This window comes from Burkholderia sp. B10 (assembly GCF_004368385.1).
Classification (GTDB): Bacteria; Pseudomonadota; Gammaproteobacteria; order Burkholderiales; family Burkholderiaceae; genus Burkholderia; species Burkholderia vietnamiensis.
Genome location: NZ_PQMX01000080.1, coordinates 1 through 24,980, shown reverse-complemented (window position 1 = coordinate 24,980; position 24,980 = coordinate 1). Strand labels below are relative to the sequence as shown.

Below are 24,980 nucleotides of genomic sequence, written 5' to 3'. Positions count from 1 at the left end.
GTGGTGTGGTCGTGCGGGGAGGGTGATTATCGTGTGCCGGGCGTGACTGCGATCGGGACCGTGACCGTGATTGCGATTGCGACTACGACTGCCGCTGCGCTACAACTGGGAATTCGACTTTGGCTTCGACGGGGACTGGGGCTTCGGCTTCGGCTGCGATTGCTATTTCGGCTACGACAGCGACAGCGATCGTGAGTACTGCCGCTACCGCCATCACCGCTCGGCGGCGATCATTGCTACCGACGCATCGCCAGCACCGCCCGCGCTATCGCGCGGAGCGTCATCCCGCCTGCAGGAATCGCCCCGGCGTGATCCCGAACTGGCGCGCGAACGCGCGCGTCAGATGGCTCTGGTCGGCGAAGCCGGCTTCGGCCGCGGCATCCGCGATCGGCCGGCCGCTCGCAAGCAGCGCACGCGCGAGCCGCGTGCGCGACTGCATCAGATACGCGTGCGGCGTGATGCCCAGCTCGCGCGCGAAGCCGCGCAACAACTGGAAGCGGCTCACGCCGCCGAGCCCGGCCAGTTCCGCAAGCGATGCCGGTTCGGCTGGCGCCGCGTCGAGCCGTTCCCGCGCGGCGCGGATCGCCGGCGCGACGCACGCAGCCCGCAGCGTGCGATTCGAATGCCGCGCGAGCAGCGCGGCCACCAGCATCACGAGCGCTTCGTCGCGTGCGAGAGGCGGCGCGTTGCCCGCGACGACCCGCGCATGCAGCCGAGCGAACGCGGCTACGAGCTGCTCGTCGCGCACGGCCGGGTTCGCGAGTTCCACACCGCGGATGCCTTCTTCCGCCGCTATGCCGGCAACCAGTGCGGGCGCGAGGTACAGCATTCGCCAGCGGCGACCGGTGCCCGCATCGATCGGCATGCCGTCGTGCATCTCACCGGGATTCACCATGATTGCGTCGCCGGCCAGAGCGTCGACCTGCCCGCGGCCGCTCCACGACCTGTGTGCGCCGCTGACGATCACGCCGACGCCGAATTCGTCGTGTGCGTGCCGCGGAAACGAGCGATCGGAATCAAGGCTGATCGCCTCGATGCCTTCGTCGGTTCGTCGGTAATGCGTGACACGGTGCATGCTCGCTCCTCGCTCCGCCGCGACGCGGATCAAATGCACTTTAGCGCGTTCCCGTATCGCGCGTCCCTCATCCGTTCGGCCGATACCGCGCGGCACACGCAACGTGCACCATGTACACATGAGCAGCGTAGACGGCCCGCCGGGCCGGAAGCTGTGCGGGAGAAAGCAATTGCTACGACGGCACCCGGTATTCCTTCAGGTCGGCGCGCTCGCGGAAGTCTTCGCGCCACACGCGAACGTACTCGCGCCCGTGCGCTCACTCGTCGGGCAGCCATGGCCCTTGCCGACGCGCGGGACGTGTGGCGCGCCAATACGTTCGAAGCCGGCGCGCTGCAATGGCGCGACACGGCGAGCGACGCAGGCGGGCGCGCGCCGTGCCGCGTCACGCGGCCGCTCGAGGACCGGTACTTCGTCGACTACGTCGATCCCACCGAGCGCGCGACCTCCGTGAGCGTCGTGATCGACGTTGCGAACGACGTGTGGACATCGGTGACCGGCACACTCCAATCGATGCCGACGCGCCGCGATGGCTGCGATTGCGCGCGATCGATCCGCCGTCGCCGTCGCCTCGGCCGACAGCGCACGGACGCGCCCGCCGCCCCAGCTACAGCCAGCCGTTGTGGATGAACTCGACGACCGAGTACCGGCGCCGCTCGAGCGCGTGCTGCCGCACCGCCTCGACGATTCGCGACACGCCGTCCGCGTAGGGCGACGCGCCGTACACGCGCGATTCGAACTGGAGGCTGCACGCGCCATCGTCGATTCGGACCCGATGGAATGCATGGCGGCCGAGCTGATCGTCCGGAATCTGCAGGACATCGCGTTGCGCGTCGGGGTCGCGCACCGAGCGGATATCATGCGCCGGCACGCCGAGCGACCGGGCGATGCCGACTGCGGTACCGGGCACGGATGTCTTGCTCGCCTGATGCGACTCCGTCACGCTGATGCGGCAGTCGCGAAACAGATGGCCGCTGGTGTCGAGCATGCTCATGAACTTCAGCATCAAGATGTTGGTGTTCGGGCACAGCACGACGGGGAAGTCGTACGATCCGGTTTCGAGCGCGGAGCCGGTGGACAGCTCGACGAGCGGCGAGCCGGTTGCATCGCAGAACGCGATCACGGCGGGCAGCTCGCGGCCCGAGCCCGCATGCACGACGATCGCGCGGGTATCGGGGCGCGTGCGCTGCGGCCACGCGATCACGTCACAGGCGGCGGGATCGAGTCGGTGCGACGCGAGCAGTTCGGCGGCCAGTTTGCCGGTGCCGACGACGAGTACTTGCATGGAATGGGCGCGTGAGGTTGGAGTGGTGCCGTGCGGGCCGGACGCGGCGCTCTCGCGCCCGACGCGGCCGCGGTGCGCCGTGCGGCGCAGCGGCTTCGCGCATTATGCCCGCATGCCGAGCGGCTCGGTGCGTGCGCCGACGTGGCTGCCCGATCGCGCGGAGGTGTCGAGGCCGCCCGGCGGTCCTCAGCTACGCGCCGGATCGCGCGTAGCGCCTGCATCGATCGCGCACCGCGCATCATTCGACAGGCATCATTCAACTCGCATAGACCAAGGAGAACATATCGATGGAACACGACCTGCAAGGCAAGGCCGTTGCGATCACCGGCGGATTCGGCCATCTGGGCGTCGCCACGGCCGCATGGCTCGGCGGGCGCGGCGCCCGCGTCGCGCTGATCGGCCGCGGCCTGGCGCCCGAGCCACAGGCATTGCCCGACATACCGGCCGACGCGCTGCGCATCGGCGGCATCGATCTCGTCGATCCGCAGGCCGCCGTGCGTGCGCTGGAAACGGTCAATCGCGAATTCGGCAAGGTCGACGCGCTGCTGAACATCGCCGGCGCGTTCGTGTGGCAGACGATCGCCGACGGCGATGCAGCCACCTGGGACCGCATGTACGACCTGAACGTGAAGACGGCGTTGAACGCGTCGAAGGCCGCGCTGCCGTATCTGATCGCGAGCGGCGCCGGCCGCATCGTCAACATCGGCGCGGGCGCCGCGTCGAAGGCCGGCGCCGGAATGGGCGCGTACGCGGCCGCGAAGGCCGGCGTCGCGCGGCTCACCGAGGCGCTGGCCGCGGAACTGCTCGATCGCGGCGTCACGGTGAACGCGCTGCTGCCGAGCATCATCGACACGCCGCCGAACCGCGCCGACATGCCGGATGCGGACTTCTCGCGCTGGGTGCGGCCCGAACAGCTCGCGGCGACGATCGGCTTTCTGCTGTCGGACGACGCGCAGGCGATCACCGGCGCATCGATCCCGGTGAGCGGGCGCGTCGCGTAGCGACGCGACACGCGAGCGCATTCGGCTTCGGCATCACGGCAGGCGTAAGCGCACGCGCCACCGCGCGCGACGCCTGCCGGCCGATGTGCCGGCGAGACGCTGCGTGCATGCGTGAGCCTGCGTGCAGCCGGCCATCGCCTTATACTCCGCGTTCGACATCAACCGACCGAAGCCGTGACCAAGCCTGACGCTGCGGATGCGCCCGCCGACGATCCGCGTCCCATCCCGCCCGAACAACCTGAACTGGAAGACTGCTGCAACAGCGGCTGCTCGCCGTGCGTCTTCGACCTGTACGACGAAGCGCTTGCGCGCTATCGCGCCGAGCTCGCCGAATGGGAAGCGCGTCACGCGCCGCCCAAGCCGCAATCGTGAGCGGGCCGCTCGCAACGGCTCGCTCGTGCACCGCGTTCGTCATGTCGCGGCCGGCGATGCTGCGCCGCTGACCGTCACGCGCGCGCCTGCGTCCGCCGTTGCAGCGGCCCCAATGCTGCCGACAACACGACGCACACGAGGAATACCGCCGTCAGCGCCCACATCGTCGCGCTGAACGCGTGCACGTAGTCGGGCGGCGCCGGCCGCGCGCCGAGCCGCGCGAAGAACAGGCCACCGAGCGCCGCCGCGCCGACCGCCGCACCGATCTGCAGCATCGCCGTCACCATGCCGGACGCGACGCCGGCGCGCGCGGCGTCGACTTCCGCGAGCACGATCCGCACGACCGAAGGCAGTACGAGGCCTTGCCCGATGCCGATCGCGGCGATCCCCGCATGAAAGCCCGGCCCGGGCGCGTGTTCGCTGGCCAGCGCGGCGGCCGTCGCGACGCCGGCCGCGAGCATCGCGAAGCCCAGCGTGAGTACGCGATGGCCGCCGAACCTGCCGACGAGCCGCGGCATCAGCAACGGGCTTGCCAGGAAGCCGACGCCGAGCGGCAGGATCGCGAGCCCAGACTGCAGCGCCGACCAGTTCAGGCATCCCTGCAGATAAATGCCGTAACTCAGGAAAAACGCGCTGAGCATGTAGAACAGGAACGCGAGCGTGAGGCCGAGCGCGATGACCGGATTGCGCAGCAGCCGCACGTCGAGCAACGGGTCGCGTCCACCGGCGAGCTGGCGCGTTTCGACCGCGAGCAGCGCGCCGAGCATCGGCACCGCGCCGGCCACGCACGCGACCATCCACAGCGGCCAGCCGGCTTCGCGCCCATGCGTGAGCGGATAGACGAGCATCAGCAGGAACAGCGACAGCAGCGCCGTGCCGGGGACGTCGATGCGCTGGCCGCGCGGCGGCCTGCTTTCGGGAATGAAGCGCCAACTGCCGAGCAGCGCGAGGATCCCGATCGGCACATTGACCAGGAAGATCGCGCGCCAGCCGAGACCGAACGGATGCAGCGCGATCAGCACGCCGCCGCCGAGCTGACCGATCACGGCCGCAAGCCCGAACACGAAACCGTAGAAGCCCATCACGCGCACCTGCTCGTGCGGGCTGAACACGCTGCGGATCGTCGCGAGTACCTGCGGCGCGAGGATCGCCGCGAACAGCCCCTGCAACACGCGACCGCCGACCAGCACCGCGCCGCTGTCGGCCAGCCCGCACAGCGCGGACGCCACGACGAAGCCCGCCATCCCGGTCATGAACATCCGCTTGCGGCCGTACAGGTCGCCGAGGCGCCCGCCCGTGATCTGCACGACCGCGTTCGCGCATGCATACGCCGACACGACGAGTTGCAGCTCGGCCGGCCGCGCGCCGATGCCGTCGCGGATGGCCGGCAGTGCGAGATTGACGATGAAGTAGTCGAGCGGCGGCAGGATGGCGCCGATCAGCAGCACGACGAGAGCCCAGCCGTGATGGCTGCGTGCCGGTGCTGCGGCCGCAGTCCCGGCCGGGGCTGCGGCGCAACGGGCGAGTGTGTTGTCGGTCATGAACGAAAGTCCGAAAGAATGAGGGCCGCGCGGCATGTCGGGTGGTGCCGAAATGGAGCGACGCGGCGGTTGACCGACATTCTGACCATCGTCCATGGTTCGGAAAAGCGTGAATTGGTGGTAGCATCCATCGGGTTATTCGATGGATGGGGTACGTGATGCGAGGTTTCGATCTGGATCAGTTGCGCACGTTCGCGGCGGTCGCGGACGCCGGCAGTCTGAGTGCGGCCGCGCCGTTGCTGCACTTGTCGCAGTCGACGGTCAGCGAGCAGGTGCGCAAGCTCGAATCGCGCGCCGGCATGTCGTTGTTCGTACGCAGCAAGCGCGGCGTCGAGCCGACGCCGGCCGGCGCGCGTCTGCTGCAACATGCGCGGCGCATCGTCGCGTTGAACGAGGCGGCGTTCGACGAGGTGCGCGGTCAGGCGATCAAGGGCGAGTTGCGCGTCGCGATCACCGACTACTACCGCACGCACGAAGTGGCGGGCCTGCTCGCGCGATTGCGCGAATGCTACCCGCAGCTGAGGCTGCACGTGAGCGCAATGAAGAGCATGGACATCGAAGCGGCCCATGCGCGCGGGCAGATCGATCTCGGCGTCGTGATGCACCTGTCGCGCGGGCCGTTCCGGCCTGCGTCGGCCGATACGCGCTGGGTGTTGCGGCGCGAGCCGCTGTCGTGGGTCGCGGCGCCGGCGCTGGCCGAACAGCTTCCGCAGCCGCTGCCGCTCGTGCTGCTGCCGGACGACTGCATGATGCATCAGATCGCCGTGCGCTCGCTCGATGAACAGCAGGTGCCGTACGGGCTCGTGCACAGCGCGTCGGGCGTCGCCGGGCTGCAGTCGTTGCTCGCGGCCGGGCTGGGCGTCGGCTGCCTGTGCGCGTCTTCGATCGGCGAAGGCCTCGTGCGGCTCGGGGCGAAATACCGGCTGCCGGCGCTGCCCGACGCGGTCTTTTCTCTGACGCCGCCGATGCCCGGCGAACGCGAGACGGTGACGCAGGCGCGTGAGGTGCTGTCGCGACAACTGCTGATGTGACGTCGGGGCGGGTGAGGGCGTCGCCGCGCTCGACGTGTATCGCGATGTGCTGCTTGCCAAGCTGAAGCGGTCGAAGCAGCCGGAGCGGCCGAAGCGTCCGAGGCAGCCGGAGCAGCCGGAGCAGCCGGAGCGGTCGAAGCGGCCGAAGCAACCGAAGCAACCGAAGCAACCGGAGCAACCGGAGCAACCGGAGTAGTCGAAGCGGCGCCCGCAGCCCAATCCCTCGACATCAACACCCGCAGCCCCACATCGCAAATAGCCGCTCCGTCGCCCGCCGCACGCATCGCATCACCCGCCCAGCCATTCACGCGTACCGCAGCATCGAAGAACTCTACTCGCCGCCCCCCTCGGCATACCCGCGCAGCCCGTTCGCGAGCGCGTCGAACACGACGCGACAGCGCGCGCTCGTGCGCAGATCCTCGTGCATGACCACCCAGGTCTCCAACGCGAGCGCGGGCGTATCCGGCAGCACGCGAACGAGCCGCGCATCGCGCCTGGCGAGCGCGCTCTGACAGAAACCGATCCCGTACCCCGCACGGATCATCGCCAGTTGCGCGAGATTGCTGTCGGTGCGCAGCGCGAACGCGTCGCGCTTCCACTGCGGCATCGCGCGGCCGGCCGCGCGAATGAACGGCGTCACCGTATCGAAACCGATCAGCGCGTGACGCGCGAGCTCATCGACCGTCGACGGCGTGCCGTTGCGCGCGAGATAGTCGTCGCGCGCATGCAGCGCGACCTCGATCGCGCCGATGCGCCGCGCGACGAGCGCGTCCTGCGCAGGCGGCGCCATGCGCACCGCAATATCGGCTTCGCGGTTCAGCACGTCCTGGATGCGGTCGGTCGAGACCAGTTCGATCACGAGCCCCGGATGGTCGCCGCGCAATTGCGCGAGCATCGGCGGCAGCACTTCGACCGCGATCACGTCGCTCGCCGAAACGCGGACGATCCCGCGCACGCCGGCGCCGTGGCTCGCGGCCGCCCGCTCGAACGCGGCGGCGGCACTGCGCAGCGCCTCCGCGTGACCGCGCAGCGCCACGGCCGCCTCGGTCGGGAGAAGCCCCGACGGCGATCGCGTGAACAAGGTCTGGCCGAATGCGGCCTCGAGCGCCGCGACGTGACGCCCGGCCGTCGGCTGCGTGATGCCGAGCGCGCGCGCCGCGCCCGACAGCGACCCTTCCGTCAGCACGGCGAGGAAGGTGCGGTAGCGTTCCCAGTTCGGATCGGTGGTCATGCATAAATGTATAGCCGATCGCTCAGGCTCAGCAATTCATTATTAGCCCGCTCCGGCCGAGAATGGCGACCGACAACGGTTCGATCACGGAGGGCGGTCATGACGGCAGGCGCAGCGGGGACACAACGGCAGGTACTCGTGCTTGGCGCGAGCGGCGGAATCGGCGGCGAGGTCGCGCGGCAATTGCGCGATGCCGGCTGGCAGGTGCGCGCGTTGAGCCGCAGTCTCGACGCCGCGAGCGTGGAGCGCGACGGCATCGGATGGGTGCGCGGCGACGCGCTCGACCGCGACGCGGTGCTTCGTGCGGCACGCGGCTGCAGCGTGCTCGTACACGCGGTGAACCCGCCCGGTTACCGGAACTGGTCGACGCAGGTGCTGCCGATGCTCGACAACACGATCGGGGCGGCCACGCGCGAGCAGGCGACGATCGTGCTGCCCGGTACGGTCTACAACTTCGGTCCGGACGCGTTTGCGCTGCTGCACGAGGACGCGCCGCAGCGGCCGGTGACGCGCAAGGGCGCGATCCGCGTCGAGATGGAGCGGCGGTTGCAGGCGGCGACGGCGAACCGCGTGCGCACGATCGTCGTGCGGGCCGGCGATTTTTTCGGTCCCCGCGCGGGCAACAACTGGTTCGGGCAGGGCATGGTGAAGGCGGGGCGTCCGGTCACGGCGATCAGCGTCCCGGGGCGGCCGGGCGTCGGCCATCAATGGGCATACCTGCCGGATGTCGCGCGCACGATGGTCGAACTGCTCGAGCGGCGCGATGCGCTGGAGCCGTTCGCGCGTTTCCATCTCGGCGGCCACTGGGACGCGGACGGCATGCAGCTGGCGCAGGCCGTATGTCGCGTGGCGCAGCGGCACGGGTTGCGGCCGACGATCCGGCAGTTCCCCTGGTGGCTCGTATGGGCCGCGGCGCCATTCGTCACGACGATGCGCGAGATGCTCGAGATGCGGTATCTGTGGCGCGAACCGCTGCGGATGGAGAACGCGCGGCTGACCGCGGTGTTGGGGCGCGAACCACTGACGCCGCTCGACACAGCGGTGGAGACGACGCTGGCGGGGCTCGGCTGCTTGTCGTGAACGGAGGCGGCGGTCGGAGGCCACGCGAGGAAGGCGCCGAATACGGAGAACAGACGAACGTGCGGCACCGAGCGAACCGATCGAGCGAACGGACATAACGAACCCCACGCACCCCGTGAACAGCTGCCACCCCGCGCCGACCGAACGCGCGGCGCGCATCCAGGTGCGTCAGGCGTATTCGAACGCGAGCGTCGACACGTCCACGATCCATGCGCCGCCATCGGCGACGCGCGGCGCACCGGCTACGAACGACGCGGTCGCCCCTCGCGGCGAAGCGGCGAACACGCGCAGCGCCGATGCCGGCACCCGCGCCGGTGACCGCAATCATGCGGGGACGCACATAGCTCATGCGTTGCTCCGCAAAGATGCCTTGCCTCGTCACCGTACGCGGCGCGGTCGTACGCCGGCATCCGCGGAAAGGATGAATGCGATCGCCCGCACGATCCAAGCGGGCTGCCGCTGCCGGCCTGACCGGCGGCCAGACGCGCCATTTTGCAAAGGCTGACGATGTCCTGCACCGAATCGCTCTATCCTCCGTATTTTTGCGACAAGTCGTAAAAGCCCCGGCAAAATAGCGCGAAGGCCGGTGCCAAGGCCAGTGCAGACGCCATCGCCAACACCCGGCGGCGCGCCGCACAGCGCGCAACCGCCGACAGCGCCGCTGCCGCCAACTCACAGCCGATGCGCCTGCATCGCGTGCGCCGAAGCCTCGTGCAACGGCGGCGCACTGCCCGTTGCGCGAACGGCACGGATTCGACAAGACAGGGAGGAGCCAGCAATGAGGCTGGACGACGAAAGAGAAAGCGTGAACGTCGAGGATCGACGCGGCGGCGGCTTCGGCGGCGGGCGCGCGACGATCGGCATCGGCACGATCGTGGTCGCGCTGGCCGTATCGTATTTCTTCGGGATCGATCCGCGCGTCGTGCTGCAAGGCGCGTCGGCGTTGCAGGGCCGCGAGCAGCAGACGCAGCCGGCGCCCACGCAGCATCAGGGCGCGCCGGCGAACGATGCGGGCGCGTTGTTCACGCGCAAGGTGCTCGGAAATATCGAGCGCACGTGGACGGGTGTGTTCAGCACGCAGCTGCATGCGCAATACGAGCCGCCGAAGCTGGTGATGTTCACGAATTCGACGCCGACCGCGTGCGGCACCGGCCAGACCGCGATGGGCCCGTTCTATTGTCCGGCCGACCGCAAGGTGTACATCGACCTCGGCTTCTATGACGAATTGCGCAAGCGCTTCGGTGCGGGCGGCGATTTTGCGCAGGCCTACGTGATCGCCCACGAAGTCGGCCATCACGTGCAGAACCTGCTCGGCATTTCGGACAAGGTCGATGCCGCGCGCCGGCGTTCGAGCCAGACGCGCGCGAACGCGCTGTCGGTGCGGATGGAACTGCAGGCCGACTGCCTCGCGGGCGTGTGGGCGAACAACGCGCAGCGCGCGAACCAGCACCTGATGGAGCCCGGCGATTTCGAGCAGGGGCTGAAGGCGGCCGCCGCGATCGGCGACGACCGGCTGCAGCAGCAGAGCCAGGGCTACGTCGTGCCGGAGAGCTTCACGCACGGCACCAGCGAGCAGCGCGTGTACTGGCTGCGGCGCGGGATGGAGTCGGGTCAGGTGAGCGCCTGCGACACCTTCGCCACGAACCCGAACCGATAGCCGCCGAAGCCGACGCGGCCCAGCGCGCAGCGGCACGCGCATCGCCGGGCTGCCGGTGCGGCGGCTCGTCCATCACGAATTGCGACACGGCGGCGGCTGGCGCCATCGCGATCCGCAGCCGCAGGCCAATCCCCATTCCTGTTTACCGGTTCGCTGCGGCACACCGGTAGCCCGATTCCGGCAGCGCCGCTCGCAGCGGCCCGAGCGGCGACGTCAGCGACGTCGGCCGACGTCGCGCGCGCCAACCCCGGCCGCGATCTCTCGCTGGCACACCGTCTCTCGTCCCGCGCCTTCCCGCCTGCCATCAATCCGTAACGATCGACGTGAACAATGGCGGTCGCTTCAGATCGCCGGAAGCACAGCCATCGCTGCACACGTGTGCAGCCCGAGGCCGACCTGCCACCACGCCGAACGAGAGAGACCACATGACCTTGCTGAGCCGTCTGCGCGCGCTGTCCGCCGCCGTTACGCTGTCCGTTGCCGCTTCGCACGCCTTCGCGGCGGATCTCGTCATCGCGGGCCGCGACGACATCTACGGCAAGGGGCTCGCCGACGCCGTCGCCGGTTTCAACAAGCTGCATCCGGGCACCGACATCGAGCTGCTCAAGCTGCCGAACGCGAACCTGTACCAGAAGCTGAAGCTGTCGATGCGCGAAGGCACCGGCACGTACGACCTCGTGATGATGGACGACACGTGGGCGCCCGAATTCATCGGCAACGGCTGGTTGAAGCCGCTGCCCGCGGCGCTCGCCGACGCGGACCTCGTGCCGTCCGCGGTCGCGCTCGGCCGTAATGCGTCAGGCGCGCTGTACGCGCTGCCGATCATCGGCAACGTCGAGATGTTCGCTTACCGCAAGGATCTGCTCGCGAAGTACCGCCTGCAGCCGCCGCGCAACTGGGACGACGTGCTGAAAATCGCGCAGACCGTCGGCGCGGCGGACCACAGCATGTCGGGCGTCGTGTTTCGCGGCACCAAGGGCAACCCGATCGTGACCGGCTTTCTGCCGATCCTGTGGGCGTACGGCGGCGACGTGTTCGATCGCGCCGGCAACGTGACGATCGATTCGCGCGAGGCGCAGGCCGCGCTGAAGACCTTCGTCGCGTTGAAGGCGTACGCGCCGAAGGACGTCGACGTGTACGGCGCCGCCGAAGTGCGCGACGCGCTGCAACGCGGCGCCGCCGCGCAGTCGATCGAAGTGTGGCCGGCGTGGATTCCGGCGCTCGACGATCCGAAGCAGTCGCGCGTGGCCGGGCAGATCGCGCTGCAGCCGCCGCCCGGCCAGACGGCCGGCCCGGCGCCGATGCTCGGCATCTGGCAGATGGGCATTCCGAAGGATGCGCCGCACGCGAAGCTCGCGCAGGACTTCCTCGCGTACCTGAGCTCGCGCGACACGCAGACGCGGCTCGCCGCGCTCGGCATTCCGCCGACGCGCCGCAGCGTGTTCGCCGATCCGGCGCTGGTGCGCCAGTATCGCTGGTATCCCGATCAACTGAAGGCGCTCGAAGCGGGCCGCGCGCGGCCGCGCGTGAAGGACTGGCAACAGGTCGAGAGCATTCTCGGCGATCAACTGCAGCTCGCGCTGACCGGGCAGGCCGCGCCCGACGCGGCGCTGCGCCAGGCACAGCAGAAGATCGCGCAGGCGATGGCCGCGGCCGGCAAGTGACGGCGCGCGTCCATGCGCGCGGCGGCGTCGCGCGCGTCAAGCCGTTGGTCCGCAGTCTGCCGTTCGTCGCGCTGCTCGGCCCCGCGCTGCTGGTGCTGGCCGCGCTCGCGCTGTACCCGGTCGCGCAGGTGCTGGTCGATTCGTTCTGCCGCGTCGACTATACGGCGGGCCGCCGCGCGTTCGCGGGGCTCGCGAACTATCGCGCGGTGCTCGGCGACGACGCCTTCTCGGCCGGCTTCGGTAACACGCTGCGGTTCACGATCGTCGCGTCGCTCGCCGAAGTGGCGCTCGGCTTCGGCCTCGCGCTGCTGTTCGTGCGCGCGTTCCCCGGGCGGCGCATCGCGCTGCCGCTCGCGATCCTGCCGATGATGCTGTCGACGCTCGTGTGCTCGGCGATCTGGCGCAACTGGCTGAACTTCGACGGCTTCCTCAATGCGCTGCTCGCCGTGTTCGGCATCGAAGGCGTGCGCTGGCTGTCCGATCCGCATCTCGCGCTGTGGTCGCTCGCGCTGGTCGACGTGTGGCAATGGACGCCGATGGCGTTCCTGATCGTGCTGGCCGGGCTGCAATCGATTCCCCACGAGCTCTATGAAGCCGCGCGCACCGACGGCGCGAGCGAATGGCAGTGCCTGCGCGACATCACGCTGCCGCTCGCGGCGCCGCAGATCGGCCTCGCGCTGCTGCTGCGCTCGATCGACACGTTCAAGCTGTTCGACAAGGTCTATGCGCTGACGGGCGGCGGCCCCGGCAACGCGACGCAGACCTTGTCGACCTACATCTACGACACGGGCTTCCGCTTTTTCGACGTCGGAACGGCGAGCGCCGCGTCGGTGCTGATGCTCGCGGCGTCCGCACTGCTGGTCTCGGGATACGTATGGCAAACGGTTCGCAAGCGGCGCGCGTGACGCCGCGACGCGTTGGCAGCGCGCCCGCGCGCGCGGGCGCCGCGCTCGCGCACGCGGCGCCGTGGGCGCTGCGCCTCGTCGCGCTCGCGTTGCTGTTGCTGCCGTGTCTGTGGATGGCCGGCGCCGCGTTCATGCCGACGCTCGAACGCCTCGACCATCCACTGCGGATCTGGCCGGCCGCGCCGACGCTCGAGCATTTTGCGTCGGTATGGTCGAACGGCATCGGCGCGCCGCTCGCCAATTCGCTGCTGGTCGGCTTCGGCACGACGCTGCTCGCGCTGCTGCTTGCGTTTCCGGCCGCGTATGCGCTGGTACGGCTGCGATTCCCCGCGCGGCTCGACGTGCTGTTCCTGATGCTCGTGCTCGCGTTGAAGCTGATGCCGCCGATCACGATCGCGGTGCCGCTGTTCGCGCTCGCGAAGCGCCTGCATCTGCTCGACTCGACGCCCGGCCTGATGCTCGCGTATCAGCTGTACGCGCTGCCGATGGCGATCTGGATGCTGCTTGCGTTCGTGCGCGACGTGCCGCTCGAATACGAGGAGGCCGCGTGCATCGACGGTGCGGGGCTCGCGCGCCGGCTCGTGCAGATCGTGCTGCCGCTGTGCGCGCCGGGGCTGATCGCGACCGCGATCTTCGTGTTCATCGCCGCATGGAACGAATTCCTGATCGCGCTGCTGTTCGTGTCGACGCCGAGCCGCTTCACGCTGCCGCTCGCGATCGCCGGCTACGTGACCGAGAACGGCATCGACTGGGGCGACCTCATGAGCGCGGGGCTGCTCGCGTCGCTGCCGACGCTCGCCATGGCCGGCTACGTGCAGCGCTACCTGCTGCGCGGCTTCGCGGGCGGGCTGAAGTGACGGCGCGCGTCACGCGCAACTGTGCCGCACCACGTGCGTGACCGGCACGACGCGCGTGCGCGACGCGCCGTCGAATGCGCTGATCCGGTCGGCGAGCAGGTCGACGGCCGCGTGCGCGAGACCTTGCGTATCCTGGCGCAGCGTCGTGAGCCGGTACGCGTCGTATGCGGCGGCGGGGATGTCGTCGAAGCCGATCACGCGGACGTCGTCGGGCACGCGCAGGCCGAACGCAGCGCGCGCGGCGTCGATCACGCCGAGCGCGAGCAGGTCGGACGAACAGAACACGCCGTCCGGGCGGTGGTCGGCCGCGAACAGCTGCTGCGCGGCGTCGAGGCCGCACGCATGCGTGTCGGATGCCGTATCGATCACGCTCGCGAGCGTCGCGCCGGACATGTTGCCGCGTTGCAGCGCGTGCGCGAACGCGTCGGCGCGCGAGCGCGCGCTGAAGCTCGCGGTATGCGGGCCGACGAACGCGAGCCGGCGTGCTCCGGCGTGCACGAGACGCTGCGCGGCCTCGGCGGCGCCGGCCGCGTTGTCGCTGACGACGACGTCCGCGCCGGCCAGATTCGCTTCCCTGTTGATCATCACGACCGGGATCCGGTGCGCGAGATACTGCCGAGCGACCGACAGCGGCGGCGACGCGGACGTCATCACGAGGCCGGCGACGCGGTAGCTGAGCAGCCGTTCGAGCGCTTGCCGGAGCTGCTGCGGGTCGTCGGCGTTGGTCACGAGCGGCGTGAATGCGCGCTGCCCGAGCACGGCCATCAGGTCCGACAGCAGCCGCGCGCGCAACGGGTTCTCGAAACCAGCCGTCACGACGCCGATCATGCTGCTGCGCTGCGTGATCATGTCGCGCGCGATCAGGTTGACCTGATAGCCGAGCGCACGCGCGGCGGCCATCACGCGTTCGCGCGTGTCGGGCGCGATGCTCGCCGTCGACGAGAACGCGCGCGACACCGCGGAGCGCGACACGCCGGCGCGCGCGGCGACGTCCGACGCCGTGACCCAGGTTTTCCTTTCCTTGCCGATCATCGACACATGTTCCTCTCGACACACGAAACGCCCGCACCGCTGACCGACTGGATGTCGGCGCTCGACGACGCACGGCCGCTGCATACGCTGACCCTACCGGGCAGCCATGACACCTGTGCGTATACGGTCGACGATCCGCTCGTGCGCACGCAGCGCGCGCCGCTCGCTGCGCAGCTTGCGCACGGCGTGCGGCTGCTCGACATCCGCTGCCGGCATCGTTGCGACACGTTCGACATTCATCACGGCGCGATCGCGCTCGGCATGTCGTTCGACGACGTGCTCGCCGATTGCGCGCGGTTTCTCGCCGCGCATCCGCGCGAATGCATCGTGATGTCGGTGAAGGACGAATGGCCCGCGCACGCGTGCACGCGCGGCTTCGATGCCACGTTCGACGCGCATCGCGCGCGTCATCCGGCACTGCGCTGGCATGCGGGCCGCGCGCTACCCGCGCTCGGCGACGTGCGCGGCGCGATCGTGCTGTTGCGGCGGTTTCGCAGCGGCCGGCCGCTCGGCATCGACCTGAGCGCGTGGCCCGACAACGCGACCTTCACGATCGATCATCCGGATGCGTCGTTCGTGATCCAGGACGAATACCGGGTGCCCGTCGTCGGTTCGATCCAGTACAAGTGGCGGGTGATCGAAGCGCTGCTGACCGGCATGCCGTCGCCGCAAAGCGGCCGCTGGGCGATCAACTTCTGCAGCGGTACGGGGATGGGCGCGAATCCGTCGATCGTCGCGCGCGGCGACGGCCGCGTGCAGGGCATCCATGCGCGGCTCGCCCAACACCTGCGCGAACGGCCCGGCCCGTGCGGCGCGATGCTGCTCGACTTCTGCGATGACGACGACTGGGCGCTCGTGCGCGCGCTGGTCGCGTGCAACGGTTTCGTGGTTGCGCGGCCGTGCGCGCCGAGCGGCTGTTAGCGCATGTGTGCGTTGAAGAACGCGAGCGCGCTCGCGTCGAGCGTCGCATGGAACGCCACGCGATCGAAACCCTTCGCGTCGGTGCAGACGGCCGGCGCGTGCTGCGCGAGTGAGGGCGGACACGGCGCGAGAAACGCGAAGTGCCCCGCATTGGGCACCACGTGCAGCTCGGGGCGCGCGGGCAGCAACTTGGCCAGCGCGGGGCCGGTGTGCGGCTCGACGCCGTCGCCGCCGAATTCGGAGGTCCATAGCTGGATCGGCGCGTGCACGTCGGCCAGCGTGGTGGCGCTCGGAAATTCGTCGAGTGGATCGGCGATCACGTAAGCCTTGATGCGCGCGTCGTGCGTCAACGGCTGGCGCGTGATGCTTTCGTCGTGAATCTGCTTGCAGATGCGCCACGCGGGGTTCGTGCATGCGACCGGCGCATGCACGAAATCGGGGTTGCCGCCCGCCAGCACGAGGCCCGTGTAGCCACCGCGCGAAAAACCGAAGAAGCCGATCCGCGCCGGGTCGATGCGTGCGGCGTCGGCCGAGGGGCCGAGCATGTAGTCGACCAGCCGCTTGATGTCGATCGGCCGTTCGAAGAATTCCTGCGCGTCGGCGGCGCGGCTCATGTCGGCGAACGTGTCGCCCGGATGATTGATCGCCGCGACGACGTAGCCCGCGTCGGCGAGCGTTTCCGCCAGATCGTGGTGGCCGAGATACGTGCCGCCGTGGCCGTGCGAGATCACGACCAGCGGCAGCGCGTCGCCGACGGTCGCGCAGTCGCGCCGGCCTTGCAGGTACGGGCCGACCGTCAGCGTCTGCGCGGCATCGGCGCAGGGCGTCCATATGATCGCGTGCAGTTCGGGGCCGGATGCATCGGCAGGAATCGTGGCGAACTTGACGCCGGCCGCCTGCGCGAGCGTCGCGCACAGGCACAGAAGCGAAGCGGACAGCCAGTGCTTCATGATGGACTCCTCAGGTGAGGCGAGTGCATGCGACGTGCTGGCCTGCGTGTCCGATCGTACGGACCTTCCGATTGGAGCCTGTCGCCGTTCGTCATGCCCGGCGAGGGCGAGTCACCGCACCGCGATCGCGACCGCCGCGCCGGCCATCGCGGTCGCACTCGTGCGGTTCGCGATCCGCTTCGCGCGTGCGGAGGTGAGGAACGCGCGCGCCCGCAGCGCGAGCAGCGACCAGAAGCAGTCGGTCAGGATCAGGATCACGAGCATCGTGCCGACCAGCTCGCCCCACGCGAGCACGCCGACCTGCGTCAGATCGACGATCGTCGGCAGCAACGCCAGATAGAACAGCATGATCTTCGGGTTGCCGAGCGTGACCAGCGTGCCGGCCGCGAACATGCGCCACGGCGACTGGCCGCGCGGCAGGTCGGCGGCTTTCGTGTCGGTCGGCGCCCGCCACATCTTCCACGCGAGCAGCAGCAGATACGCGACGCCGACGAGCTTCAGCACGAGCAGGCCGCTTTCGAACGTGCGCGTGAACGCGGACAGCCCGGCGACGGCCAGCGTGAGCCACAGCGCTTCACCGATCCACATCGCGGCGAGGAACGGCAGCACGTCGCGCACGCCGTTCGTCAGCACGCGCGCGACGAGCGCGGCGACGCTCGGGCCGGGCGTGCCGGCCAGGGCGAGAAGGGCGAAGGCGAACACGGCGAGCGCGGACAACGTCATGGCGAACCTCTGGCGGAAGGGGGCGTTCGAAAGGTATGAAGTTTCGATTATAGTGACGGCCGTTTCCGTCTGCCTGGGTTGCCGTGATGACAGTATCGATCCGGATTCGCCGCGCCACGCGCGCAGACGCGGCCGCGATGGCCGCCGTCGAAGTGGCCGCTGCCCGGCGCTTTCATTTCATCGGCATGCCGGACATTGCCGAAGGCGAGCCGACCGATGCGGCCGCCGTGCTCGAGCGCATCGACGCGGGCCACGCGTATGTCGCGACGGACGAAACGGGCGCGTGCGTCGGCTTCGCGTTCTACCGGCTGCTCGACGCGCGGCGGCTCTACCTGGAAGAACTCGATGTCGCGCCGTCGCATGCGGGGCAGCGCATCGGCGCGCGCCTGATTGAGCGGATCATGATGCGCGCCGCGCGCGACGGCTTTGCTGAGGTCGTGCTGTCGACGTTTCGCGACGTGCCGTGGAATGCGCCGTACTACGCGCGCGTCGGCTTTCGTGTGATCGACGACGCAGCGCTCGACGCCGCGCTGCGCGCGATTCGCGCGCATCACGTCGAGCGCGGGCTCGACGAGACGCGCCGCGTGTTCATGCGCGCCGACGTGCGCGCGTGAACGTCTGCGCCGTCAGGCTGCGTCGTCTAGCGCCGGATAGTCGGTGTAGCCCGTCTCGCCTTGCGCGTAGAACGTCTCCGGCACCGGCTTGTTCAGCGGTGCGCCGAGTTCGAGACGGCGCGGCAGGTCCGGGTTCGCGATGAACAGCTTGCCCCACGCGATCGCGTCGGCGCTGCCGTCGGCGAGCGCTTGCCGTGCCGAGTCGGGCGTGAATTGCTCGTTCGCGATCAGCGGGCCGCCGAACGCTTCCTTCAGGCGCGGGCTCAACTGGTCGCCCGTATACGACTCGCGCGTGAAGATGAACGCGATCTTGCGGCGGCCGAGTTCGCGCGCGACGTAGCCGAACGTCGCGGCCGGATCCGAGTCGCCCATCGTGTGCGCGTCGCCGCGCGGCGCGAGATGGACACCGACGCGGCCCGCGCCCCACACGTCGATCGCCGCGTCGACCACTTCGAGCAGCAGGCGCGCGCGGTTCTCGATCGGGCCGCCGTACGCATCGGTGCGACGGTTGGTGCTGTCCTGCAGGAACTGGTCGAGCAGGTAGCCGTTCGCGCCGTGAATCTCGACGCCGTCGAAACCGGCCTTTTTCGCGTTTTCGGCGCCCTTGCGGTAGGCGGCGACGATGCCCGGAATTTCGTCGAGCTCCAGCGCGCGCGGCGTCACGAACGGGCGCTCCGGCCGCACCAGGCTCACATGGCCGCCTGCCGCGATCGCGCTCGGCGCGACCGGCAGGTCGCCGTCCAGGAACATCGGGTCGGAGATCCGGCCGACGTGCCACAGCTGCAGCACGATGCGGCCGCCGGCCGCGTGCACGGCCTGCGTCACGCGCTTCCAGCCTTCGACCTGTTCGTCGGACCAGATGCCCGGCGTGTCCGCGTAGCCGACGCCTTGCGGCGTGACCGACGTCGCCTCGCTGATGATCAGGCCGGCCGACGCGCGTTCGGCGTAGTAGCGCGCCATCAGCTCGTTCGGCACGCGGGTCGTGCCGGCGCGGGCGCGCGTGAGCGGCGCCATGACGATGCGGTTCGGCAGCGTCAGCTCGCCGAGGGTAACGGGGTCGAACAGGGTAGGCATGGAGATAACCTTTTCACGATAGGCGGGAGGCCGTCGCTTCGCTTCGCGTGCGGCGGCCGGTCCGCAGGGTCAGAGTTCGCGGCGCACGGCGTCGAGAAACGCCTCGATGACGGCCTCGTTGCGCCGGAAGAACGCCCACTGGCCGATCCGTGTCGACGTCACGAGCCCCGCGCGCTGCAGCGTCGCGAGGTGCGCGGAGACGGTCGATTGCGACAGCCCGCAACGCGCGTCGATCTGCCCGGCGCAGACGCCGTGGTCGTACGGCAGCGTCTGCGCGGGGAAATGCACGTCGGGCGTTTTCAGCCAGACGAGAATTTCCCGGCGCACGGGATTCGAGAGCGCTTTCAGGATCGCATCGACGTCGAGTTCGGTCGGCATGGCAAGGTCAGATGTTCGGGCGGAAAAACTGGAGCACAACGAGTATCGCCGTTGACCGAATCATATATCGGAAAAAGACGATATGCACGATGGCACTGGTGGGAGTGGGGTTGATCGACGGCGCGTCCCGCATCGCTCACGCAGCCGCATACTGCGCAAACAGCCATCGGCGCATCGCTTCGAGCGTATCGGACTGCGCATTCGCATTCGGAAAGACGACGTAAAAGCCGAGCGACATCGGAAACGAAAAATCGAATACGCGCCGCAGCCGGCCTTCGGCGATATCGCGCTCGACGAGCGGCTCGCTCGTCAAGGCGATGCCCTGGCCGGCGATCGCGGCGTCGATCGCGAGCAGCGACTGACTGAAGCGCGGGCCCTTGGTCGCGTCCACGCGGCCTCGTCCGCCGAGCTTGTCGACGAATTCGGGCCACAGATCGTGCGCGTCGTGCAACAGCACGTGCGTCGACAGATCGTCGATCGAGCGGATCGGCGGCGCGCCGTCGAGCAATTTGGGGCTGGCGACGGCGAACACGTCGAGCGGCGACAGTAACTGCGCGGTCAGCCCGGCGGGAAACGGCGGCTTGCCGAGCCGAATCGCGATATCGACGCCATCGGCCCGGAACGATGCGAGCCGCTCGTCCGCGACGACGCGCACTTCAATGTCGGGATGCTGCCGGCCGAAGTCGGCCAGCCGCGGAATCAGCCATTTCGACGCGAACGACGGCGTCGTGCTGACCGTGAGCGCCGCCGGCCGCTGGCCGAGCGCTTGCGTCGCGTCGGCGATCAGCTGCAGCGCGCGCTGGACCGACGAGAAATACTCGAGCCCGTCGCGCGTCAGCGCGAGCCCTCGCGGCAAGCGCCGGAACAACTGTACTTGCACCGCGTCCTCCAGATGCCGGACCTGCTGCGCGACGGCGCCCTGGGTGACGCCGAGTTCATCGGCGGCGAGGCGAAAATTCAGGTGGCGCGCGGCGGCCTCGAACGCGCGCAGCGCATTCAGCGGCGGAAACCGACGGGCATTGGACAGCGCCTTCATGCAGTAGAAAACCTACAGGGTAAATGCAGAAATGATCGTTCGACAGGCCGATTATAGAGGCCTAGAGTGGCGCTTTTGCACACGTCGGTAGCGTTGCGCCGACCATTCTGGAGAACGGCATGACTGTAGAAAAAGTGGCGTTGATCACGGCGGCGGGCAAGGGCATGGGTGCGGCGATCGCGCGCGACCTCGCGAACCACGGCTATCGCGTCGCGCTGATGTCGCCGTCCGGCAGCGCGGTCGAGCTTGCGACGGAACTCGGCGGTTTCGGCATCGCGGGCTCCGTCACCGACGATGCGGACATCGAGCGCTTCGTGAGCGGCACGCTCGCGAAATACGGCCGCATCGATGCGGTCGTCAACAACACCGGGCACCCGCCGAAGGGCGATCTGCTCGCGATCGACGACGCCAAATGGCACGAAGGGCTCGACCTGATCGTGCTCAACGTCGTGCGCGTGCTGCGCCGCGTGACGCCGGTGTTCCTGCAGCAGGGCGGCGGCGCCGTGGTCAACATCTCGAGCTTCGCGGCCGATGCGCCCGAGCAGCCGATGCCCGTGTCGTCGGCGCTGCGGGCGGCGCTCAGTGCGTTCACGCGGCTGTACGCGGAGCGTTACGCGAAGGACAACATTCGCATCAACTCGGTGCTGCCCGGCTTCATCGACAGCTGGCCGGAGACGCCCGAGATCGTCGCGCGCATCCCGGTTGGCCGGTTCGGCAGGACCGACGAGATCGCGCAGACGGTGACGTTCCTGTTGTCCGAAGGCGCCGGCTACATCACCGGGCAGAACCTGCGCGTCGACGGCGGCATCGTGCGCGCGCTCTGAGCGGCCGCGCGAGCGCGCGCCGCGGGCGGCACCACGCGACGCCGCCGCGCGGCGCGCGTCAGTTGTGCCGTTCGCCGATCCGGTTTTCTTCCGGGCTCCACACGCTCAAGCCCTCGGTCGGATCCATCGGCCGTTCCCACGGCCGCGCGGCGATCGCCTGCATCGTCGCGTCGAAACCGGCCTGGCGGCGCGCGGCGATCCCGTCCGGCGTGAAATCGATGTCCTTCCACTGATCGTCGCCGTCGAGTCGCGGCGCCGCGAGCTTGATGACGCGCATCGTGGTCTGACAGCCCCATGCGGCGAGCGCCTGCACGTCCGCCGACGCGCGCTCCGGCTCCGGCACGCGCATCACCAGTTCGTTGATCACGTGACGCAGCCGGTGAATCTGCTGCTGCCGCGCGATGTTGCCGTCGGTGCGGCTCGCATACTGGATGTCCTTCTGCCGCTCCGACACCTGCCAGATGCTCTGCGGCTCGGGGCCGACCGGATTCCACATCTGCACCGAGAAGATGATCGAGCTGCGGCGCGGCGCATCGTCCAGCACGACCTCGACCGGCGTATTCGAATAGATGCCGCCGTCCCAGTACGGCGCGCCGTCGACGCGCACGGCCGGGAACGCGGGCGGCAGCGCGCCGGAGCTCATCACGTGGTCGAGGCCGAGCCGGCGCTCGCGGGAATCGAAATAGCGCATCGCGCCGGTGCACGCGTTGACCGCGCCGACGGTGACGCGCGGCCGGCCCGCATTCAGCAGCTCGACGTCGATCAGCGAAGCGAGCGTGTCGCGCAGCGGCTCGGCCACGTAGTACGACGCGTGCTCGACGCCGACGTGCGCGAGCGGCCCGAGCCACGCGGCAGGGTTCGGCCGAAAAAATCCGGGCAGCCCCGCGCCGATCACCGCGAACTCGGCGCCGATCTTGTTCCAGGTCGTCGGCAGGCCCGGCACGTTCACCGCGGGGCGTTCGGTCACGTGACGCCAGAACTGTGCGATCCGCTGCGCGCGCTGCGCCGGCGCGTTGCCGGCGATCAGCGCCGCGTTGATCGCGCCGATCGACGTGCCGATGACCCAGTCGGGCTGGATGCCCGACGCGTTCATCGCTTCGAACACGCCGAGCTGGTACGCACCCAGTGCGCCGCCGCCTTGCAGCACGAGCACGACCTGGCCGGGCAGTTTCGGGTGTGCGGGTTGACTCGCCGTCATCGTTTGCCTCGCGGTCGGTGACGGCCGGCGGGCGCCGGCCGGATGGAAGCAGTGTAGGCGATGGCCGGCGGCGCCTGCGCTGCGCGGTGCGTTGCCCGATGCCGCGGCGTACGAAGGGGGCGAGCGCATTCGAGTGGCGGATGCGCATTTCGCCGATGGCGCGAGGCGGCTTCGCATCGAAGTGCTTCCTGCTGCCGTCATCGGCTGCGATCGCGATACGCCGAATGCATGCCGGCCGGCCACTTCGACGGGCGGATCGTGCGCGCACTGGCGAGCGCCACGTGGCTTCTGTCTGCGACGTTCAATGCGAAGCGAAAGCTGTCGCGCTGCGCCAACGTTTGCGACCGGTTCCGCGACCGGCAATGTGTTGCATGTCAATGTCCTGTAAGTGACACGTCACATTTGCGTCATGCCGGCCCGATAGCCTGCGACACCGAATCGTCACTCCGGAGCCCATGATGCCGAACCTCGCGGCAACGGAACCCCGCGCCGCGGCTCGCTGCCGCGCGTCCGCCGTTGGCGTCTGCCGACGGCCTGCCTGGGGCCACGCACGCTGACGCGGCCATCGGCTGCGCGCGCGGCCGCTCCCATCGATTTTCAATTTCACCCACACGCTACCGATGGATATCCGCTTCTTCGATCCGAATCGCACCGCCAATGCGTCCGCGTGGCGCGTGCTGCCCAACCGCTGGGACGCGGTCGCGTTTCCGCTGATCATCGGCATCCTCGCGATGGCGATCGTCGGCTTCCACGAAACGATGGCGCCGATCGCGACGCTGCAGACGCAGAAGATCTCGCTCGATCCGTCGAACCTGCCCGAATACGCGTTGCGCACCACGCTGCGGATGCTCGCCGCGATGGTCGCGTCGCTCGTGTTCACGCTCGGCTACGGCACGCTCGCCGCGAAGAGCCGCCGTGCGGGCATGGTGCTGATTCCGATCCTCGACATCCTGCAGTCGGTGCCGGTGCTCGGCTATATCTCGTTTACGGTCACGTTCTTTCTCGCGCTGTTTCCGGGCCGCGTGCTCGGCGCGGAGCTCGCCGCGATCTTCGCGATCTTCACGAGCCAGGCGTGGAACATGACGTTCAGCTTCTACCAGTCGCTGCGCACGGTGCCGCGCGATCTGAGCGAGGTGTCGCGCGGCTTCCACCTCACGCCGTGGCAGCGCTTCTGGAAGCTCGAAGCGCCGTTCTCGATGCCGGGCCTGATCTGGAACATGATGATGTCGATGTCGGGCGGCTGGTTCTTCGTCGTCGCGTCGGAGGCGATCACCGTCGGCAACCGCACGATCACGCTGCCGGGCATCGGCGCGTATCTCGCGCAGGCGATCGCCGACAAGAATCTCGCCGCGGTCGGCTGGGTGATCGTCGCGATGTCGGTCGTGATCCTCGCATACGACCAGTTGCTGTTCCGGCCGCTCGTTGCGTGGGCCGACAAGTTCCGGATGGAGAACACCGCGTCGGGCGACGCGCCGCAATCCTGGCTGCTCGACCTCGTGCGCCGCACGCACCTGATCCATCAGCTGCTGGTGCCGGCCGGCTGGCTGCTGTCGCAGGCGGCGCGCATTCCGCTGCGCGCGCCGTCGGTGACGCTCGCGCGGTCGCGCGGCAAGTCGTCGCGCCGGTCGTCGCGCGTCGGCGACCTCGTGTGGGCCGCCGTCGTGATCGCGTTGACGCTGTATGTCGCGTGGCGCGTCGTCGGCTTCGTGGCGACCGGCGTCACGCTGGCCGAGGTCGGCCACGTGCTCGTGCTCGGGCTCATCACGCTGCTGCGCGTGCTGGTGTTGATCGCGATCGCATCGGTGGTGTGGGTGCCGCTCGGCGTGCTGATCGGGCTGCGCCCGAAGCTCGCCGAGAAGATCCAGCCGCTCGCGCAGTTCCTCGCTGCGTTCCCGGCCAACCTGCTGTTCCCGGTGTTCGTGATCGTGATCGTCCACTTCCACCTGAACGCGGACATCTGGCTGTCGCCGCTGATCGTGCTTGGCACGCAGTGGTACATCCTGTTCAACGTGATCGCGGGCGCGATGTCCTATCCGAACGACTACAAGGAAGCGACCAAGAACTTCCGCATCCGCGGCTGGCAGTGGTGGCGTCAGGCGATGCTGCCTGGCATCTTTCCGTACTACGTGACGGGCGCGATCACGGCGTCGGGCGGCGCGTGGAACGCGAGCATCGTGTCCGAATTCGTGCAGTGGGGCGACACGAAGGTCGTCGCGCACGGCCTCGGCTCCTATATCGCGCAGACCACCGCGGCCGGCGACTTCCCGAAGATCATCCTGGGCATCGCGGTGATGTCGCTGTTCGTTACGCTGTTCAACCGTCTGCTGTGGCGTCCGATGTACGCCTATGCGGAATCCCGGCTCCGTCTCGATTGAGAGTAAGCGCGATGCAAAATCCGACCGTAATCAACGCCCCCGTCCAGACGTCCCAGCCGCTTCAGCCGCCGCGGCCCGGCGCCGAAATCCTGCGCGTCGACCACGTGAGCCGCGGCTTCAACAAGACGCAGGGCGAATTGCTCGTGCTCGACGACGCGA

23 protein-coding genes and 2 pseudogenes are annotated in these 24,980 nt (G+C 69.1%); 14 read left to right on the top strand and 11 right to left on the bottom strand.

Translation table 11 applies throughout. The features are described 5' to 3' along the window. Positions 1-280: 280 nt before the first annotated feature. The gene (locus C3Y15_RS27110; protein ID WP_059475269.1) at positions 281-1,075 is read right to left on the bottom strand and encodes an AraC family transcriptional regulator; all 795 of its coding nucleotides are present in this window, start codon (positions 1,073-1,075) and stop codon (positions 281-283) included. A gap of 169 nt (positions 1,076-1,244) precedes the next feature. Here C3Y15_RS27110 and C3Y15_RS27105 point away from each other — a divergent pair. Continuing rightward, positions 1,245-1,585, top strand: a pseudogene (locus C3Y15_RS27105) (MoaF N-terminal domain-containing protein); the annotation flags it as partial. 94 nt (positions 1,586-1,679) lie between these two features. On the opposite strand, the gene C3Y15_RS27100 reads toward C3Y15_RS27105, so the two are convergent. Continuing rightward, positions 1,680-2,357, bottom strand: coding sequence for a dihydrodipicolinate reductase C-terminal domain-containing protein (locus tag C3Y15_RS27100; protein ID WP_011882572.1), 678 nt, complete (start codon positions 2,355-2,357; stop codon positions 1,680-1,682). A gap of 287 nt (positions 2,358-2,644) precedes the next feature. Here C3Y15_RS27100 and C3Y15_RS27095 point away from each other — a divergent pair, with 287 nt between their 5' ends. Further along, entirely contained in the window at positions 2,645-3,358 is a 714-nt protein-coding gene (locus tag C3Y15_RS27095; protein WP_011882571.1) for an SDR family NAD(P)-dependent oxidoreductase, read from the top strand. A gap of 174 nt (positions 3,359-3,532) precedes the next feature. Further along, entirely contained in the window at positions 3,533-3,730 is a 198-nt protein-coding gene (locus C3Y15_RS27090) for an oxidoreductase-like domain-containing protein (RefSeq protein WP_034194292.1), read from the top strand. 74 nt (positions 3,731-3,804) lie between these two features. On the opposite strand, the gene C3Y15_RS27085 is transcribed toward C3Y15_RS27090, so the two are convergent. Beyond that, on the bottom strand, positions 3,805-5,271 hold the full coding sequence (locus C3Y15_RS27085) for an MFS transporter (protein ID WP_069240353.1): 1,467 nt from the start codon (positions 5,269-5,271) through the stop codon (positions 3,805-3,807). Between the two features lie 158 nt (positions 5,272-5,429). On the opposite strand from C3Y15_RS27085, the gene C3Y15_RS27080 reads away from it, so the two are divergent. Continuing rightward, positions 5,430-6,302 (top strand): LysR family transcriptional regulator, encoded by an 873-nt coding sequence (locus tag C3Y15_RS27080; protein ID WP_011882568.1) that lies wholly within the window; start codon positions 5,430-5,432, stop codon positions 6,300-6,302. Between the two features lie 331 nt (positions 6,303-6,633). Here C3Y15_RS27080 and C3Y15_RS27075 read toward each other — a convergent pair whose 3' ends face one another. Then, the gene (locus C3Y15_RS27075; protein WP_059735321.1) at positions 6,634-7,533 is read right to left on the bottom strand and encodes a LysR family transcriptional regulator; all 900 of its coding nucleotides are present in this window, start codon (positions 7,531-7,533) and stop codon (positions 6,634-6,636) included. A 99-nt stretch (positions 7,534-7,632) separates the two neighbouring features. On the opposite strand from C3Y15_RS27075, the gene C3Y15_RS27070 reads away from it, so the two are divergent. The 5 genes from C3Y15_RS27070 (at position 7,633) to C3Y15_RS27045 (ending at position 13,696) form a co-directional block, all read left to right on the top strand. Next, positions 7,633-8,613 (top strand): NAD-dependent epimerase/dehydratase family protein, encoded by a 981-nt coding sequence (locus tag C3Y15_RS27070; protein ID WP_069246451.1) that lies wholly within the window; start codon positions 7,633-7,635, stop codon positions 8,611-8,613. Positions 8,614-9,391: 778 nt separating this feature from the next. Beyond that, positions 9,392-10,270: a neutral zinc metallopeptidase gene (locus C3Y15_RS27060; protein WP_059460931.1), complete on the top strand. Its 879-nt coding sequence runs from the start codon at positions 9,392-9,394 to the stop codon at positions 10,268-10,270. Between the two features lie 425 nt (positions 10,271-10,695). Next, a complete protein-coding gene (locus C3Y15_RS27055; protein WP_069246452.1) occupies positions 10,696-11,934 on the top strand; it encodes an ABC transporter substrate-binding protein in 1,239 nt (412 codons plus the stop codon). Next, positions 11,931-12,839: a sugar ABC transporter permease gene (locus tag C3Y15_RS27050; RefSeq protein ID WP_080938594.1), complete on the top strand. Its 909-nt coding sequence runs from the start codon at positions 11,931-11,933 to the stop codon at positions 12,837-12,839. The genes C3Y15_RS27055 and C3Y15_RS27050 overlap by 4 nt, the downstream gene beginning before the upstream one ends. After that, complete coding sequence (locus C3Y15_RS27045; RefSeq protein WP_069246453.1) at positions 12,809-13,696, top strand: carbohydrate ABC transporter permease; 888 nt, start codon at positions 12,809-12,811, stop codon at positions 13,694-13,696. Before C3Y15_RS27050 ends, C3Y15_RS27045 begins: the two co-directional genes overlap by 31 nt. A gap of 9 nt (positions 13,697-13,705) precedes the next feature. Here the strand turns inward: C3Y15_RS27045 and C3Y15_RS27040 are convergent, their stop codons facing one another. Continuing rightward, positions 13,706-14,728 (bottom strand): LacI family DNA-binding transcriptional regulator, encoded by a 1,023-nt coding sequence (locus tag C3Y15_RS27040; RefSeq protein WP_014725361.1) that lies wholly within the window; start codon positions 14,726-14,728, stop codon positions 13,706-13,708. Between the two features lie 6 nt (positions 14,729-14,734). On the opposite strand from C3Y15_RS27040, the gene C3Y15_RS27035 reads away from it, so the two are divergent. Next, complete coding sequence (locus C3Y15_RS27035; protein ID WP_014725360.1) at positions 14,735-15,649, top strand: phosphatidylinositol-specific phospholipase C; 915 nt, start codon at positions 14,735-14,737, stop codon at positions 15,647-15,649. On the opposite strand, the gene C3Y15_RS27030 is transcribed toward C3Y15_RS27035, so the two are convergent. Together C3Y15_RS27030 and C3Y15_RS27025 are read right to left on the bottom strand one after the other, a co-directional pair. Continuing rightward, the gene (locus C3Y15_RS27030; RefSeq protein ID WP_069240349.1) at positions 15,646-16,599 is read right to left on the bottom strand and encodes an alpha/beta hydrolase; all 954 of its coding nucleotides are present in this window, start codon (positions 16,597-16,599) and stop codon (positions 15,646-15,648) included. The two genes, C3Y15_RS27035 and C3Y15_RS27030, sit on opposite strands and share 4 nt — an antisense overlap. Before the next feature lie 111 nt (positions 16,600-16,710). Then, on the bottom strand, positions 16,711-17,322 hold the full coding sequence (locus C3Y15_RS27025; protein ID WP_011882557.1) for a LysE family translocator: 612 nt from the start codon (positions 17,320-17,322) through the stop codon (positions 16,711-16,713). An 86-nt stretch (positions 17,323-17,408) separates the two neighbouring features. Between C3Y15_RS27025 and C3Y15_RS27020 the strand changes: the two genes are divergently transcribed. Then, a complete protein-coding gene (locus C3Y15_RS27020) occupies positions 17,409-17,936 on the top strand; it encodes a GNAT family N-acetyltransferase (RefSeq protein ID WP_011882556.1) in 528 nt (175 codons plus the stop codon). 12 nt (positions 17,937-17,948) lie between these two features. Here the strand turns inward: C3Y15_RS27020 and C3Y15_RS27015 are convergent, their stop codons facing one another. The 3 genes from C3Y15_RS27015 to gcvA form a co-directional block, all read right to left on the bottom strand. Further along, positions 17,949-19,010 (bottom strand): alkene reductase, encoded by a 1,062-nt coding sequence (locus tag C3Y15_RS27015; RefSeq protein WP_011882555.1) that lies wholly within the window; start codon positions 19,008-19,010, stop codon positions 17,949-17,951. A gap of 69 nt (positions 19,011-19,079) precedes the next feature. Next, on the bottom strand, positions 19,080-19,388 hold the full coding sequence (locus C3Y15_RS27010; RefSeq protein WP_034194241.1) for a helix-turn-helix transcriptional regulator: 309 nt from the start codon (positions 19,386-19,388) through the stop codon (positions 19,080-19,082). A 136-nt stretch (positions 19,389-19,524) separates the two neighbouring features. After that, positions 19,525-20,424, bottom strand: coding sequence for a transcriptional regulator GcvA (gcvA, locus tag C3Y15_RS27005; RefSeq protein WP_014725325.1), 900 nt, complete (start codon positions 20,422-20,424; stop codon positions 19,525-19,527). Positions 20,425-20,543: 119 nt separating this feature from the next. Here gcvA and C3Y15_RS27000 point away from each other — a divergent pair, with 119 nt between their 5' ends. After that, entirely contained in the window at positions 20,544-21,248 is a 705-nt protein-coding gene (locus tag C3Y15_RS27000; protein ID WP_059475284.1) for an SDR family oxidoreductase, read from the top strand. A 58-nt stretch (positions 21,249-21,306) separates the two neighbouring features. On the opposite strand, the gene C3Y15_RS26995 is transcribed toward C3Y15_RS27000, so the two are convergent. Beyond that, positions 21,307-22,446, bottom strand: coding sequence for a patatin-like phospholipase family protein (locus tag C3Y15_RS26995; RefSeq protein WP_059463059.1), 1,140 nt, complete (start codon positions 22,444-22,446; stop codon positions 21,307-21,309). Between the two features lie 620 nt (positions 22,447-23,066). On the opposite strand from C3Y15_RS26995, the gene C3Y15_RS26990 reads away from it, so the two are divergent. Next, positions 23,067-24,821, top strand: coding sequence for an ABC transporter permease subunit (locus tag C3Y15_RS26990; RefSeq protein WP_069246454.1), 1,755 nt, complete (start codon positions 23,067-23,069; stop codon positions 24,819-24,821). Between the two features lie 11 nt (positions 24,822-24,832). After that, positions 24,833-24,980, top strand: a pseudogene (locus tag C3Y15_RS26985) (nitrate ABC transporter ATP-binding protein); the annotation flags it as partial.